General features: G+C 42.4%; 14 protein-coding genes. 2 read left to right on the top strand and 12 right to left on the bottom strand.

The annotated features are described in order from the left end of the window. The first annotated feature begins 65 nt into the window (after window positions 1-65). Window positions 66-611, top strand: a complete 546-nt coding sequence (locus ABT997_RS08795; RefSeq protein ID WP_350019173.1) for a DUF1307 domain-containing protein — start codon at window positions 66-68, stop codon at window positions 609-611. Between the two features lie 106 nt (window positions 612-717). Continuing rightward, the gene (locus tag ABT997_RS08790; RefSeq protein WP_350019172.1) at window positions 718-1,185 is read left to right on the top strand and encodes a hypothetical protein; all 468 of its coding nucleotides are present in this window, start codon (window positions 718-720) and stop codon (window positions 1,183-1,185) included. A 211-nt stretch (window positions 1,186-1,396) separates the two neighbouring features. Here the strand turns inward: ABT997_RS08790 and ABT997_RS08785 are convergent, their stop codons facing one another. The 12 genes from ABT997_RS08785 to ABT997_RS08730 form a co-directional block, all read right to left on the bottom strand. Then, complete coding sequence (locus ABT997_RS08785) at window positions 1,397-3,247, bottom strand: proline--tRNA ligase (RefSeq protein ID WP_006595029.1); 1,851 nt, start codon at window positions 3,245-3,247, stop codon at window positions 1,397-1,399. 17 nt (window positions 3,248-3,264) lie between these two features. Beyond that, entirely contained in the window at window positions 3,265-4,524 is a 1,260-nt protein-coding gene (rseP, locus tag ABT997_RS08780) for an RIP metalloprotease RseP (protein WP_195324300.1), read from the bottom strand. 41 nt (window positions 4,525-4,565) lie between these two features. Then, the gene (locus ABT997_RS08775) at window positions 4,566-5,369 is read right to left on the bottom strand and encodes a phosphatidate cytidylyltransferase (protein ID WP_006595031.1); all 804 of its coding nucleotides are present in this window, start codon (window positions 5,367-5,369) and stop codon (window positions 4,566-4,568) included. 11 nt (window positions 5,370-5,380) lie between these two features. Continuing rightward, window positions 5,381-6,130: an undecaprenyl pyrophosphate synthase gene (gene uppS / locus ABT997_RS08770; RefSeq protein ID WP_350019171.1), complete on the bottom strand. Its 750-nt coding sequence runs from the start codon at window positions 6,128-6,130 to the stop codon at window positions 5,381-5,383. 132 nt (window positions 6,131-6,262) lie between these two features. Continuing rightward, on the bottom strand, window positions 6,263-6,592 hold the full coding sequence (gene yajC / locus ABT997_RS08765; protein ID WP_006595033.1) for a preprotein translocase subunit YajC: 330 nt from the start codon (window positions 6,590-6,592) through the stop codon (window positions 6,263-6,265). 187 nt (window positions 6,593-6,779) lie between these two features. Beyond that, on the bottom strand, window positions 6,780-7,025 hold the full coding sequence (locus ABT997_RS08760) for a hypothetical protein (protein ID WP_006595034.1): 246 nt from the start codon (window positions 7,023-7,025) through the stop codon (window positions 6,780-6,782). Between the two features lie 292 nt (window positions 7,026-7,317). Further along, on the bottom strand, window positions 7,318-9,423 hold the full coding sequence (locus tag ABT997_RS08755) for an ATP-dependent Clp protease ATP-binding subunit (protein ID WP_006595035.1): 2,106 nt from the start codon (window positions 9,421-9,423) through the stop codon (window positions 7,318-7,320). 356 nt (window positions 9,424-9,779) lie between these two features. Next, window positions 9,780-10,544 (bottom strand): amino acid ABC transporter ATP-binding protein, encoded by a 765-nt coding sequence (locus ABT997_RS08750; RefSeq protein ID WP_350019170.1) that lies wholly within the window; start codon window positions 10,542-10,544, stop codon window positions 9,780-9,782. 19 nt (window positions 10,545-10,563) lie between these two features. Next, complete coding sequence (locus ABT997_RS08745; protein WP_006595037.1) at window positions 10,564-11,250, bottom strand: amino acid ABC transporter permease; 687 nt, start codon at window positions 11,248-11,250, stop codon at window positions 10,564-10,566. 3 nt (window positions 11,251-11,253) lie between these two features. Beyond that, entirely contained in the window at window positions 11,254-11,946 is a 693-nt protein-coding gene (locus ABT997_RS08740; protein WP_350019169.1) for an amino acid ABC transporter permease, read from the bottom strand. A gap of 66 nt (window positions 11,947-12,012) precedes the next feature. After that, entirely contained in the window at window positions 12,013-12,891 is an 879-nt protein-coding gene (locus tag ABT997_RS08735; protein WP_006595039.1) for a transporter substrate-binding domain-containing protein, read from the bottom strand. Between the two features lie 27 nt (window positions 12,892-12,918). Then, a complete protein-coding gene (locus tag ABT997_RS08730; RefSeq protein ID WP_006595040.1) occupies window positions 12,919-13,920 on the bottom strand; it encodes a uroporphyrinogen decarboxylase family protein in 1,002 nt (333 codons plus the stop codon). Between the last annotated feature and the right edge of the window lie 29 nt (window positions 13,921-13,949).

Here is a 13,949-nt window from a genome sequence, read left to right as displayed (position 1 = left end):
TCATTTTTCACGGGGCTCAGTTATGATATAATAGAACAGAATATTTATTAAAAGGAGCCCTCACTGTGAAGAAAATTTTACTAACCGGTGCCTGTCTGCTGACCCTGACTGCCTGTAGCACGCCTAGTCAGAATCAGCTAGAAAACAAACTCAAGCAAACTCAGAGTCAACAGAAAGCCAAAGAAGAAAAGGTGAAGACGAAAACTTTTTCAAGGGCAGTAAGTGCTGATGTCGTCACTAAAATCAAAGTCTACTATCTAAAAGATAAGGTGACTGCTTTTTCTTTCATTCATGAAAAAGAGATCCCTGAAGAGGAACAAGATAAAAGCCGCGAAGAGTTAGCTGACTATTATCAAGAAGACATGGAAAGCAGTCCCTACTTTGAAGCAATGAACAAAGCCAAAGGGATTGAGTTAAAAGTTCTAATTTCTGCAGATAAAAAAACGGTTCGACAATTTGTCACTTTTGATTTGGCCAAGATGGATGTAGATGAAGTGGCCGCGGCTTTGGGCGTGACAAACAAAAAGGGGACCCTCTTTGAAAAACTAAAAGATAAACCTGAAGACTTTTTTAAAGCTATCGAAGAACAAGGTTTGACAGAAGAAGAATAAAGCTTTCTAATTCATTTTTGAACGTTTACCTATTCGCAATTTTCGTCTATTTTTAATCCGAGTTCCTTACTCTAGTTCTATTTGCTATAAATTTAAAGGAGTTTTTATGCGCCTCACTAAAAAAACAGTTCTGATTGCTATCGCTTCTCTTGCCGTTTTAGGCCTATGTCTATGGGGAGGAAGTTTGTATCTCACTAGGCAAAATGCCCTGAAACGATTCGATGAAAATTTTATTCACTATCAAGCAAAAAGTGATGACCATCAAACCTTTATTGCACAAGACATCAACAGAAAAGAAGTCTATAATTTATCCTATTCTCCTACTAAAGAAACTGTTGCCATAACGAAAACAATTAAAAAAGGGGATATCTATTCTTCTGATTACCTTTACGGACCAACGACAGTCTATGATATCAAACAAACCGCTGATCACTATACCATCATCACTTCAGGACATCCCATCCTCGTCGACTTTGGAACGACTTCAGTCAAGGTAACTTATAACAAAGACAGTTTTGAAATACCTTACTCTGAGTTGTCTTTTGGAGAGTCTTTCCCTAGCGAAGAGAACTAGATCGCTACTTCTCTAGATTACCACTCTTGAACACTGAACTAACCAAGCTATTCGCTATGGTTAGTTTTTTTTGCAAAAAATTGTTTTTAACCTATTCAGTTCGAAGGTAAATTATTCCGAATAGCAATAATTCTCTTAGCGCTTCGAAAAGTCAGGATTACAGCTGTTTCTTCAGCAAAAGAAAACTGCCAGGTAAAACTGGCAGTTTAGCTTATTTATTTAAAATTGAAAGGGTTTCAAGCAGGTTGTCTGCATGCACTTCAATCGTGTCGCCTGAAGCTTTGATTTTCACTTCTACGACACCGTCAGCTGCTTTCTTCCCAACAGTGATGCGGATTGGCAAGCCAATCAAGTCACTATCGCTAAATTTAACACCGGCACGTTCGTTACGATCGTCCACCAAGACTTCGTAGCCAGCCTTGACCAATTGGTCTTCGATCTTGCTAGTCAATTCAAGACTTGCTTCGTCCTTGACATTGACTGGAATCAAGTGCACATCAAATGGCGCCAATTCTTTAGGGAAATTGATCCCCCAAGCGTAACGGTATTCCCCTTTAGGCGTTTTGTTAACAAAGAGGCGAGCGTGTTGTTCCATGACTGCTGAAAGGAGACGGCTGACACCAATACCGTAACAGCCCATGATGATTGGTACAGCACGGCCATTTTCGTCCAAGACATCTGCCCCCATACTTGCTGAGTAACGAGTTCCAAGTTTGAAGATGTGACCGATTTCGATCCCACGCGCAAAGTTGAGAACGCCTTGTCCATCAGGAGAAATTTCACCTTCACGAACTTCACGGATATCCACATACTCAGCAGTGAAGTCACGACCTGGGTTGACACCCATCAAGTGGTAGCCATCTTCGTTGGCACCAACAACCGCATTGCGGCTATCTTGCACCTTGCGGTCAGCAATAATCTTAACATTTTCCGGAAGATTGACTGGGCCAAGAGAACCAAAGTCCGCTCCCAACAATTCTTTCACTTCGGCTTCGGTTGCAGGTTCCAAGAAGTCTGCTCCAAGGTGATTTTTCAATTTGACTTCATTGAGTTGGTCATTGCCGACGAGTAGGGCTACAACTGGCTCCTCGTCTGCGATATAAACCAAGGTCTTGATGGTTTGCTCTTCAGAGATGTTCAAGAAGGCTGCGACTTCATCAATTGATTTAACACCTGGTGTTTCCACACGAGCCACTTCTTCTTCAGTCACAACACGGTTGCTTGGTTTGTAGGCGTTGGTTGCCATTTCCAAGTTGGCTGCATAGCTTGACTCACTTGAGTAAGCAATCGTATCTTCACCAGAAACCATCCATTTGAGCAATTCTGCCTTGATTTCTTCTTGCACTTCTGCAGGAATCTCGTCAAATGATGCAACAGACTTGTCTAACACCACCCAACGGTCAAGGTCTGTACGAGAAGGAGTAATGGCCATAAATTCTTGGCTATCCTTACCACCCATAGCTCCACCGTCACCAATGATGGCTTTGAAGTCCAAGCCACTGCGAGTGAAAATGCGTTCGTAGGCTGCCTTGTACTCATCATAAGTTACATCCAAGCTATCGTAGTTAGCGTGGAAGCTATAGCCATCTTTCATGATGAATTCACGGGTACGAAGAAGGCCATTACGTGGACGTTTTTCATCACGATACTTAGGCTGGATTTGGTACAAGTTCAGTGGCAATTGCTTGTAAGACTTGACAGAATCACGGACAATTGCTGTGAACGTTTCTTCGTGAGTTGGACCCAAGATAAAGTCTGACTTCTCACGATTTTTCAATTTGTACAAGTCTTCCCCGTAAGTTTCATAACGGCCAGATTCGCGCCAAAGATCCGCACTGAGAAGGGCTGGAGCCAACATCTCAACGGCACCAATCTTATCAAATTCCTGGCGCATGATCTTCTTAGCTTTTTCAATCACACGATTTGCAAGTGGCAGATATGAATAAACACCTGCTGATACTTGACGAACATAACCAGCACGGAGCATCAAAGCGTGGCTAATGACCTGCGCATCACTTGGCATTTCGCGAAGTGTTGGAATAAGCATTTTACTTTGTTTCATTCAGATTCATTCCTTTTCTATTTCAAAAATAATTTCATTATATCGTTCCAAGTCACGGCAATCATCAAGATAACCATGACCGCTACTCCAGCAAGGGTCAAGTAGGTCTCTACCTCCTGCTTAAGTGGTTTCCGACGAACCAGCTCGATCAGATTGATCAAGATTTTTCCACCATCCAAGGCCGGAATGGGGATCAAGTTAAAGATTCCGATATTGATGGACAACATGGCCATCAGGGACAGGATAGCTGGAAGTCCTAGCTCCGCTGCTTGCGAACTCGCTTTGTAGATCGCTACCGGACCACCCAACTTGTTCAAACTAAAGTGGAAGATAATATCCTTCAAGGCCGTTAAGATACGACTTGCTGTGTACCAAGTATCTGTCACACCTGAGAGAAGCTTATCGAAAAAGCCGGTCTTAACGGCATTAATCACACCGATATAATAGCGTCCACCATCTTCTTCTGGTTGGACCGTCACTTTTTGAGTCTTCCCGTCTCGTTCATAGGTGATCGTTACTTCTGGATTTTTTCCTTGGTTACGGGTTGCCTTCTGGACTGAATCTGTCAATTCATCCCAGTTGGAAACCTTGTATTCATTGATCTGAACAATCTGGTCATTGTCTTTTAGACCAGCCTTAGCCACTACTCCTTGAGGAACAACTCGAACATGGTTGCTGTAGTAGTCCACTGCTCCTCCCTGCATAAAGGCCAGGAGCGAGTACACAACAATACTCAGGATAAAGTTGTTCATCGGACCAGCAAAGTTGGTAATCAGTCGTCCCCAGATACTAGCGTTTTGATACTGCACATCCAGAGGGGCAATCCGTACTTCTGTCCCATCTTCCTCAACGATGGTTGCATCATGGTGGACAGGATAGGTTTTGGTCTCTTCGATGACGATTCCTGTAATCTGAAGTTTATTCTCAAAATCAAAATCTGTGACATTCATGGGGAGAGCTGTCTGGTCGATATTTTTTCCAGAAAGGTTGATCCGAACAACAGTTCCCTCAGGGTTCAAAGTCAGACTGACAGGCGTTCCTGTCTTAATCTCTGTCGTATCTTCGCCCCATCCTGCCATACGAACATAGCCGCCCAGCGGAAGGATTCGAATGGTATAGGCTGTTCCGTCCTTGCCCACATGCGCAAAAATCTTTGGCCCCATCCCAATCGCAAACTCACGGACCAAGATGCCTGATTTCTTTGCAAAATAGAAATGGCCAAACTCATGCACCAGAACAATGACGCCAAAAATGATAATAAAGGCAATAAATTGCATATACGCTCCTTCGTTTTATCTGATGATTATACGATTATTGTTTAAAATAGACCAAAGAATAGCATCAGTGGGAAAACAAAAATCAAGCTATCAAATCGATCCAAGACACCACCGTGACCAGGGATAAAACGGCCAGAGTCTTTCACTCCAAAATGGCGCTTGATGGCACTTTCGACGAGGTCACCAAACTGAGCTGCTATACTGAAAAGAATGGTAAAGAGAATCATGGTTACCCAACCGTAAGATCCCGCAACAGTACGATCTAGGATCATAAAGATCATCGTCACAACGACTGCACAAGCAATCCCGCCTAGACTTCCTTCAACAGTCTTATTAGGTGACACTCTTGGCAAGAGTTTTTTCTTACCGAACTGGCTCCCAATAAAGTAGGCCCCTGAATCCGTAGCCCAAACAATAAAGAGGGCCAAAAGAATTTTATCCACACCTGCTAAGCGCGCCTGAATCAAGGCGTGGAATCCAAAGCCGACATAAAAGCTAGAGGCGATTGGATAGACAACCTCATCATAGGTATAGCCTTGTGCTAAGACAGTTGTCCCCATCAATAGCAAGACCAAGAGCCCGTAGGCGATGAAATTGCCACCTGCTGGCAAGAAAGGAAGGTAACTCTCTAAAGGCAGGGCTAACACAAGAGCTGCTAGCATAGCCAAGGCTCCTTCGATGGTTTCGGTCTGCAAGCCTTTCATCTTCAACAATTCATGAACACCCAACATAGCGATGAGTCCCACTACAATCTGAAAAACAACTCCTCCAACAAGGACGACTGGAATAAAGAAAGCTAAGGCGATTCCTCCAAAAATCACTCGCTTCTGTAAATCTTTTCTCATCTATTTCTCTCCTATACACCACCAAAGCGTCGATGACGATGGCTGTATTCTTCTATTGCATCATGCAAGGCCTTTTCTCCAAAATCTGGCCACATCACATCGGTAAAGTAAAGCTCACTATAGGCCGCTTGCCAAGGCAAAAAGTTACTCAAGCGAAGCTCCCCACTAGTCCGAATAATCAGGTCAGGATCTCGCAAGTCCTTGGGTAGACTATTGGTATACAAATAATTGGCAATGGTCTCTTCTGAAATATCGCCTGGATTCAAGTGCGCATCGAGAACTTCCTGGGCGATTTGTTTGACTGCTTGGGTCAGTTCCGCCCGTCCTCCATAGTTCAAGGCAAAATTCAAAATCAAGCCTGTATTGGAGTGGGTTAACGCCTCTGCCTTTTCCAGAGCCTCTAAGGTTTCCTTAGGAAGACGAGAAACCTCACCAATCATCTGGATCTTCACATTATTTCTATGAAGTTCTGGAACAAAGCGATCGTAAAATTCAACTGGAAGATTCATGATAAAACTCACTTCCTGTTGAGGACGCGTCCAGTTTTCAGTTGAGAAAGCATAGACCGTTAGAGCTTTCACTCCCATCTCCTTGGCTGCGATGGTTACTTCTTGCAGAGCCTCCATGCCTGCCTTGTGGCCAAAGACACGAGGTTGCATCCGTTTTTTGGCCCAACGACCGTTCCCATCCATAATGATTCCAATGTGCTTGGGCACTTCTAGGGGAACACTTAACTTTTCTTTCTTTTTAAAACGAAACATGTTTTTCTACCTATTTCACTGTTTTTATCGCTTCATTATATCATAAATCCGCTTAAAATGGCAGTCTAGCCCCTTTTCTAGAGGGTATATATCTAAAAATGAAAAAAGCGACCTTTTGATCGCTCTTTCTTATTATTCACCGTCGATGATAGAATCTGAGTCACCAGCGCCTTCAACTGCACCAGCTGTCACCCCTTCTGAAACTGGCAAAACTGTTTTAATAGCTGTCAATTCAAATGTGAGGTATACGCCATCCACATCCAAGACAACGGTTTTCCGTTCAGTGTCTACTTCATCAACTGTTCCATACAAACCACCGATGGTAATCACTTCATACCCTTTTTGAAGCTTGTTCAAGCTTTCCATCCGTTTTTGGTATTGTTTCTTTTGGCTACGGCTCATGAAGAACATCATTCCGACCATTAGCGCAAGCATAAATAGCAAGGTTGTACCACTTTGCATACCATTTCTCCTTTTTAAATCATATATGCTCTACTATAGCAAATTTTATAGGCATTTTCAATACGAACCCTTGATTTTCAAAAAATAAGTCGGTAGATTGAGGTGGTCTGCCCTCTATTCGATTCGAACATCTTTTCTAGTAATTCCTTTTTTAGAAAAAGAAAAAACCATAAAAAATAGGTTTTTGCTAATCGATTGCAATTCCATATTTTTCATGATTTTTATCATACCATTCAATCAACAACATGGCTGTTTGATAGGTAATGTTTTTAATTTTACTGGTTCCTTTTGTCAAGGTAGCTAGACTCATCTTACTAATATCTGTCTCAGTCGCTACTCTATAACTTGTCACCTTTCCATCCACCATCAATTGAACGACAGCTTCAACTTTCTTATAATCTTTTGTCGAATAAATATCAATTGGATTTTTCATAAAATCATCCTATCCCCTTAAATTTAGTCTTTTATATATTATATAATTTATTTGTTCATTTATAAGAAAATCTTGCTTACAGACGCTTTCTAAGGCATTTTCATACTGTATTTTGCACCAATTTATGAAAAATCATACCTATTTTTTATCATTTTTCACTTTCTGGGAAAAAAAACGATAAAACTATACCTTATATATTTTTCTTTTGTTGACATAAAAAAAGGCTAAGAATTTTTTCTTAGCCTCCTTTTTCAAACTGATTTTCTCTCGTTTATGGTGCTAGATGCCCTAGTTATTCTTCTGAGTTTCCACTCTCTTTAATAACCAATTCTCCATCTTCCATATCTGCTAGCAAGTGTTTAGCATCAAGATTATCCAAGTGGAAGTCTGTCACTTTATCTCGGATTTGTTGTTCAACCACACGACGGAGTGGACGAACACCCATAACTTCATCATATCCTTCTTCAGTCATGTATTCTTTGGCAGCATCGCTCACTGTCAAGTCGATGTCTTTCTTAGCAAGAGTTTTGTTCACTTCTACTAACATCAAGTCAACAATCTTAGAAAGGTCTTCCTTGCTCAAGTGTGAAAATTCAATCACAGCGTTGAAACGGTTCAAGAATTCTGGACGGAAGAATGGTTTCAAACGATCCATGAGTTCTGGCTTGTCCGCATCTTCTGTCAAGTTCGCTTCGTAACCAAAGCCAGCGTTTGAAGTGGCGATAATCACTGTATTCTTGAAGTTGACCGTGTTCCCTTGACCGTCTGTCAAACGACCATCATCCAAGACTTGAAGAAGAAGGGTGATCACTTGAGGATCCGCCTTTTCAATCTCATCAAGAAGGACGATAGAGTATGGATTACGACGGACGCGTTCAGTTAATGTATTGTTGTTGTCATCGTAACCTACATAACCTGCAGTTGTACCGATCAATTTAGATACGGCTGTACGGTCGCTATATTCTGACATGTCCAAACGGATGATGGCATCTTTGGTACCAAACATATCAAGGGCCAATTGTTTAGCCAACTCTGTTTTACCAACACCAGTAGGTCCGACGAAGAGGAAGCTACCGATTGGACGGTTACCTTCATCAAACCCTGCACGGTTCCGACGGATCGCTTTTGAAACAGCTTCAACGGCTTTGTCTTGACCGATAACTTTCGTTTGCAAACGGTGACCCATATCTTTCAAACGTTCGATGTCCGTAGCCCCCATTTGAGAAACAGGAATACCAGTCATCCGTTCGACAGACTCAGCTACGTCATTGACAGTTGCAGTCACCTTGTGATCTTCTGTATGGTTAGCAATTTGTTTTTCCAATTCTTCGATCCGAATTTTTGCATTAAGGGCTGCTTCGTAATCTTCTTTTGCAGCAGCTTCTTCTTGTTTAGTTTTTTCCGCTTGGATTTCGTGCTCAACCGCATGTACATCTGTCACTGGGTGTTGTGCTGCCAAGTGAGCAGCTGTCACATCGACCAAGTCAATGGCCTTATCCGGCAAGCTACGTTGTGGAATGTATTGAACAGAGTAATCAACAGCAGCTTTCAAGACTTCATCTGGCAAGACCACATTGTGGTGTTGTTGATACAGTTCACGGATTCCTTGGAGGATCTTGAAGGTATCTTCAGCAGATGGAGCATTGACCTTGACTTCGTTGAAACGACGTGCAAGAGCTGCATTTTTCAAGATAGTGTTGCGGTATTCATCTTGAGTCGTTGCCCCAATCACGGTCAATTCACCACGTGAAAGAGCTGGTTTCAAGATATCCGCAAGACCTTTAGATCCACTATCACCACCGATTGAGCCAGCACCAAGGATTTGGTGAATTTCATCAAAGAAGAGAATGACATTTCCCATGGCTTTGACTTCTTGGATCATATTTTGGATATTTTCTTCAAAGCTACCACGGTATTGCGTACCAGCTTCTAGACCAGAAATATCGATGGAAATAATTTCTTTGTTCTTGATGGCTGCTGGAACGTCACCATTCACGATAGCTTGGGCCAAGCCTTCTACAACGGCTGTTTTACCAACACCCGCATCCCCTACAAGAACAGGATTGTTCTTAGTACGGCGAGAAAGAATTTCAGAAGTTTCTTGAATTTCTTTATTACGTCCAATAACTGGATCTAGCTTACCTTCACGAGCTTCTTCGGTCAAGTTACGACCAAGCTTCGCAAGGATCCCATCTTGTTTCATGCCTTTGCCTTGTTGGTGTTGCACGGGCTCACTTCCTTCAGTTGGAAGTTGACCAGTTTGACGGTAAATGGCGAATTCTTCAGGTGTTACTTCACGACCATTGATCATGTAGCGACGGCTTTCAGAACGAAAACCACCCATGTTTCCCATTAGTTGATTGAAAAGATCATCCATATTGTTAAAGTTGTTGTTCATAGTTATTACCTCGTTTTACATAATTTTAATTTATTCTTGAAAATGAGTAGCCGATTTGGCTACTTTATGTTTTTTACATAATTTTATTTTACTTTTAAATGAATAGCCTCGAGGGCTAGGATCTTGTATTTCTTCTTTTATCAATTAGTTTTCTATATTTTGGAAATAGCATATTACCATCTCCTTTCCACTATTGATCTTGTAAACTCTTGAGATTTTCCAACCTCTTTTTGTTTACATAAATTATTATAACTCAGACTGATTTTTTTGTCAACACTTTTTACATAATTTTTTTGCATTTTTTAAAAAAATTTTCCGAATCAAAAAAACACACCCTTACCAGGGTGTGCCTCTTATCAAATCATGTATTCGACGCTGTAGGTGGCATCGGATAGAATCCGTGAAAGGAATTGTTTGGTTCGTTCTTCTTTTGGACTGTTGAAGAATTCATGGGGTTCGTTTTCTTCGATGATGTGTCCACCATCCATAAAGATGACATGATTGGCCACATCACGCGCAAAGCTCATCTCATGGGTTACGACAACCATGGTCACTCCTTCTTGGGCTAGTTGCTTCATAACAGCTAGTACATCCCCGACCAACTCTGGGTCCAGCGCTGAGGTCGGCTCATCCAGCAAGATCACGTCGGGTTTCACTGCGATGGCACGCGCAATCCCGATCCGTTGCTGCTGACCACCTGACAATTGAGAAGGATAGTAATCCTTATAAGCGAGGAGGCCGACTTTTTCAAGGGCGGATTCTGCCCGTTGGATGGCTTCTTCTTTTGGAATCTTCTGAGCCACAATCAGGCCCTCTAAGATATTTTCAATCGCTGTTTTATTAGCAAAGAGATTGTAATGCTGGAAGACAAAGGCTGTCTTTTGGCGGATTTCTAGAATTTCTTTTTTGCTGAGCTTTGAGAGATCATACTCTTTTCCACCCAAAGTCAAACGGCCTGTGTCTGCCTTTTCCAAGTGATTGAGGCAGCGAAGGAAGGTTGTTTTTCCTGATCCAGATGGACCCAAAATAACGACGACATCCCCTTGGTTGACCTTGAGATTAACATCTACCAAGACTTGGTGGTCCTTAAATTTTTTCGATACGTGTTCTACTTCTAACATCTTCTCATTTCTCCTTCTTCTATGCGAGTGTCAGGCGTTTTTCTAAGAGGTTGAATCCCCACTGAATCACCCCACAAATGACAATATAAAGAATAAAAATCACTAAATAGGATTCAAAATATTGATAGCCATAAGAGGCTTCGACCTTGGCAATGGCGGTGATATCCTTGATGGTCATGACAAAGACAAGGGAGGTTCCTTTGACCAAGTTGATGACCAGGTTACACAGATTAGGCAGGGCCGCACGCAAGGCTTGTGGAAAAACAATGCGGATATAGGCTTGGCGGTTGGTCAAGCCAATGGCTTGCGCTGCTTCTAGCTGGCCCTTATCCACCGTCAGAATGGCTGACCGTAAAATTTCAGCTAGACTTCCTGTCGTCATCAAGCTAAAGATGATAAAGGCATAGTAAATGGGATTGATCTCAAAGACATTAAAGTGACTGCCTATGCTCTTAAAAAAGCTATTTAAGAGACTGGGAAAGAGACTATAAAAGAAGAGAATCAAGAGAATTGGAGGTGTCGCGCGGATAAAGGCTAAGTAAACCACTGAGAAACTGCGAACCCCTTTGACCTTATAGATCTGGCCGAGTGCCAAAAAGAGGGCTGGAAAAAAACTCAAGAGAATCGATACGACCATGATCAGAAGGGTCACTGGAACGCCACCCAAGGTGGCTAGAAACGTTTTACTAATAAAATTGAAATCCATAAGCTACCTTTCTGTTACACTGAGTCGTTTTTCAAGCAATTGAGCGGAGAAGGAAATCACAAGGGCAATAGCCCAGTAGATCACTGCTACGGCTGTATAGGTCTCGAGGGAATAATTTCCAAGATTGCGACTGATCAAGTTGTTTCCTGCTCCCATGATATCGATAAAGCCAATGGTATAAGCCAATGCCGCATCGCGCATGAGGTTCAAGATGGCAGTCGTCATATTTGGAAGAGCCACGCGAAAGGCTTGTGGAAGGACAATCCGCCAAATAGTCTGAGCTGGTGTCAAACCAATACTCAAGCCCGCTTCCATCTGACCTTTTGGAATGGCCAAATAGGCTGCCTTAAAGACCTCAGAAATCATTGCCGCAAAGAGAAGAAACATGGCAATCAGGACAAAGACAAACTTGGACCAGTGGTCAATGTCAATGCCCAACCACCAGTTCAAAAATTGGGGCAGTCCATAAAAGACCAAAAAGAGCAAGACAATCGGAGGGGTACAACGCAAGGTAAAGACATAGCCTTTGGCCAGACCTGCTCCTACCTTCTCTTCTGATACTTGTGCCCAGGTCAAAACCAAGCCAAATGCCGAACCTAGAAGCGTCGTTAACACCATCAAAGCTAGGGTCGCTGGTAGGGCTTGGACCAAGGTTGGGAGAAAAGTCCAGACCTTGGAAATGTCGTATGAGACCATGTTTCTTTTCCTTTCTGTATCCGTATAGAAATAAGGAAGCTGGGGCTATGCGCACCCAGTTTCTTCTTATTTTTCTTTATCTACATAACTGAAGACATCTTCACCGAAATATTTTTCGGATAGTTTAGCAAGCGTCCCATCTTCTTCCAATTCTTTGATGGCCTTGCTGTAGGCTTCCGCAAATTTTTCGTTTTTCTTATCCTTATGAATCAATGGGTAAGTTGGAATTCCTTTGTAGGCAAACCAGCTCAGTTTGTCTGCATATTGGTGGTAAGAACCATCTTTATCTGTGACAGCTTTTTCAAAGGAAAGTTTGATGTCAAAGAAGCCGTCGTAACGTCCTTCCAGAACCCAAGCATAGGCATCTGCGACTTTGAAAGATTCTGCAGCTGTTAATTCGATTGGTTGGTCCTTATGCTTTTCATTGTATTCTTTGATGACATTCCATTGGGCATTTTGTGGTGAAATTGGAACCAATTTTCCTTTTTCTTTAGCAAAATCATCGATGTTCTTGTATTTATCCGCATCTTCTTTCCGTACGGTAAATCCGATGATACTGGCTCCGATTGGTTCTTTTGGAATGATAAATTTCTTGGCGCGTTCTTCGGTATACCAAGCTCCTTTGGTTCCAATATCGTATTTACCAGATTCTAGACCAATCAAGAGGTCGTCGTCACTCGTTCCAGTATACTCAAACTTGTAGTCTGGTAGCTTTTCGTCAATAGCTTTGAGCACAGCTACTTCATAGCCATCTGATTCCCCTTTTTCATCAACGAAATCATACGGCACGTAGTTTTGCGTGTGGGCCACTTTCAAGGTTGTTACTTTATTAGATCCTGTTGATTCTTTGCTGTCGTTTGCGTGGTTCAAGCTTCGACCAATAATCGTTGCACCTGCAAGGGCAAGAACAGCCACCCCACCGATAATCCATGTTTTTTTACTCATATTCTCTTTTCTCGCTTTCTATTTTCCTTATTCTGCTGCAGCTTCACGAACCCATTCGATTCGTTCTTCATCAATGTCACTTGGGATAGTACAATCCGCACCGATGACCAAGCCTGTGGTTCCTGTCTCTGCTATGATGCGTTTGGTTTCTGCTTGGATGGCAGCCTTGTCTCCTGTGTAGAGAAGACCAGTTTTGCCATTTTCAAAACCACCGAGAACCGTGCGTCCACCGAAGATTTCGCGTCCTTCTGCTAGGCTAATCCCTTCGGGTCCGACTGCCCAGTTAATGACTGGGGCTGGATAGTCTGTGAAGAGATGGATATCATTGCGAGCTCCTTCGTAGCCACAGATATGAAGAATATTTACGCCACCGGCTTCCTTAGCTGTCTCTAAGACATGGAGTTCACTAGGCGCGATGACTTGTTTGTAAACTTCCTGACTGACACGCGCATCTTGGATGCTTTGAACACTGAGGTAGATCCCGTCTGCTCCAGCTTCTTTAATGATTCGTTGGCTCAAACTTGCAATATCTTGGCCAATGGTATCCAATACTTTTTTAAGAGTGGCTGCATCTTGATCGATAAAGTTGGCGATCAAGTCATCTCCACCTGACACTTCTCCGACCAACCATTTGAAGTAGGTCACTGGAGCAAAGATGTTGTAGATTGCTACAATGTCCTCTTCAAAACCAGCGCGAATTTTTTTGACCAATTCTACCTGCTCTGTGATCCATGGATGATCTGCTCCAAGGGGTTCAATCCCTGCTAAATCCGAGATGTTTTCAAGGCCCTTGTAAATAGCTGGGTTTGGATAAGCAAAGTAGCCATCACTCATGAGTTTGACAAAGTCTGGTTTGACCTTGTGTAGGAAGTTTTTATGACCATTGAGGTTTTTTTCAATAATTTCAGGATTGGAAAAACCTTTCAACCATTCTTCTTCCCTTGTAAAGTGATGCCAAAAGCCAACTGGCACACGGTCAACCGCTTCCCCTCTGAAAGCTTTTAAAACTAATTCTCTTTTTGTGGACATGTTCTTACCTCGTTCTATTCTTTTCTTGC

Source organism: Streptococcus australis (genome assembly GCF_040226615.1).
Lineage (GTDB): Bacteria > Bacillota > Bacilli > Lactobacillales > Streptococcaceae > Streptococcus > Streptococcus australis_E.
This window is presented reverse-complemented; position numbering and strand designations above follow the sequence as displayed.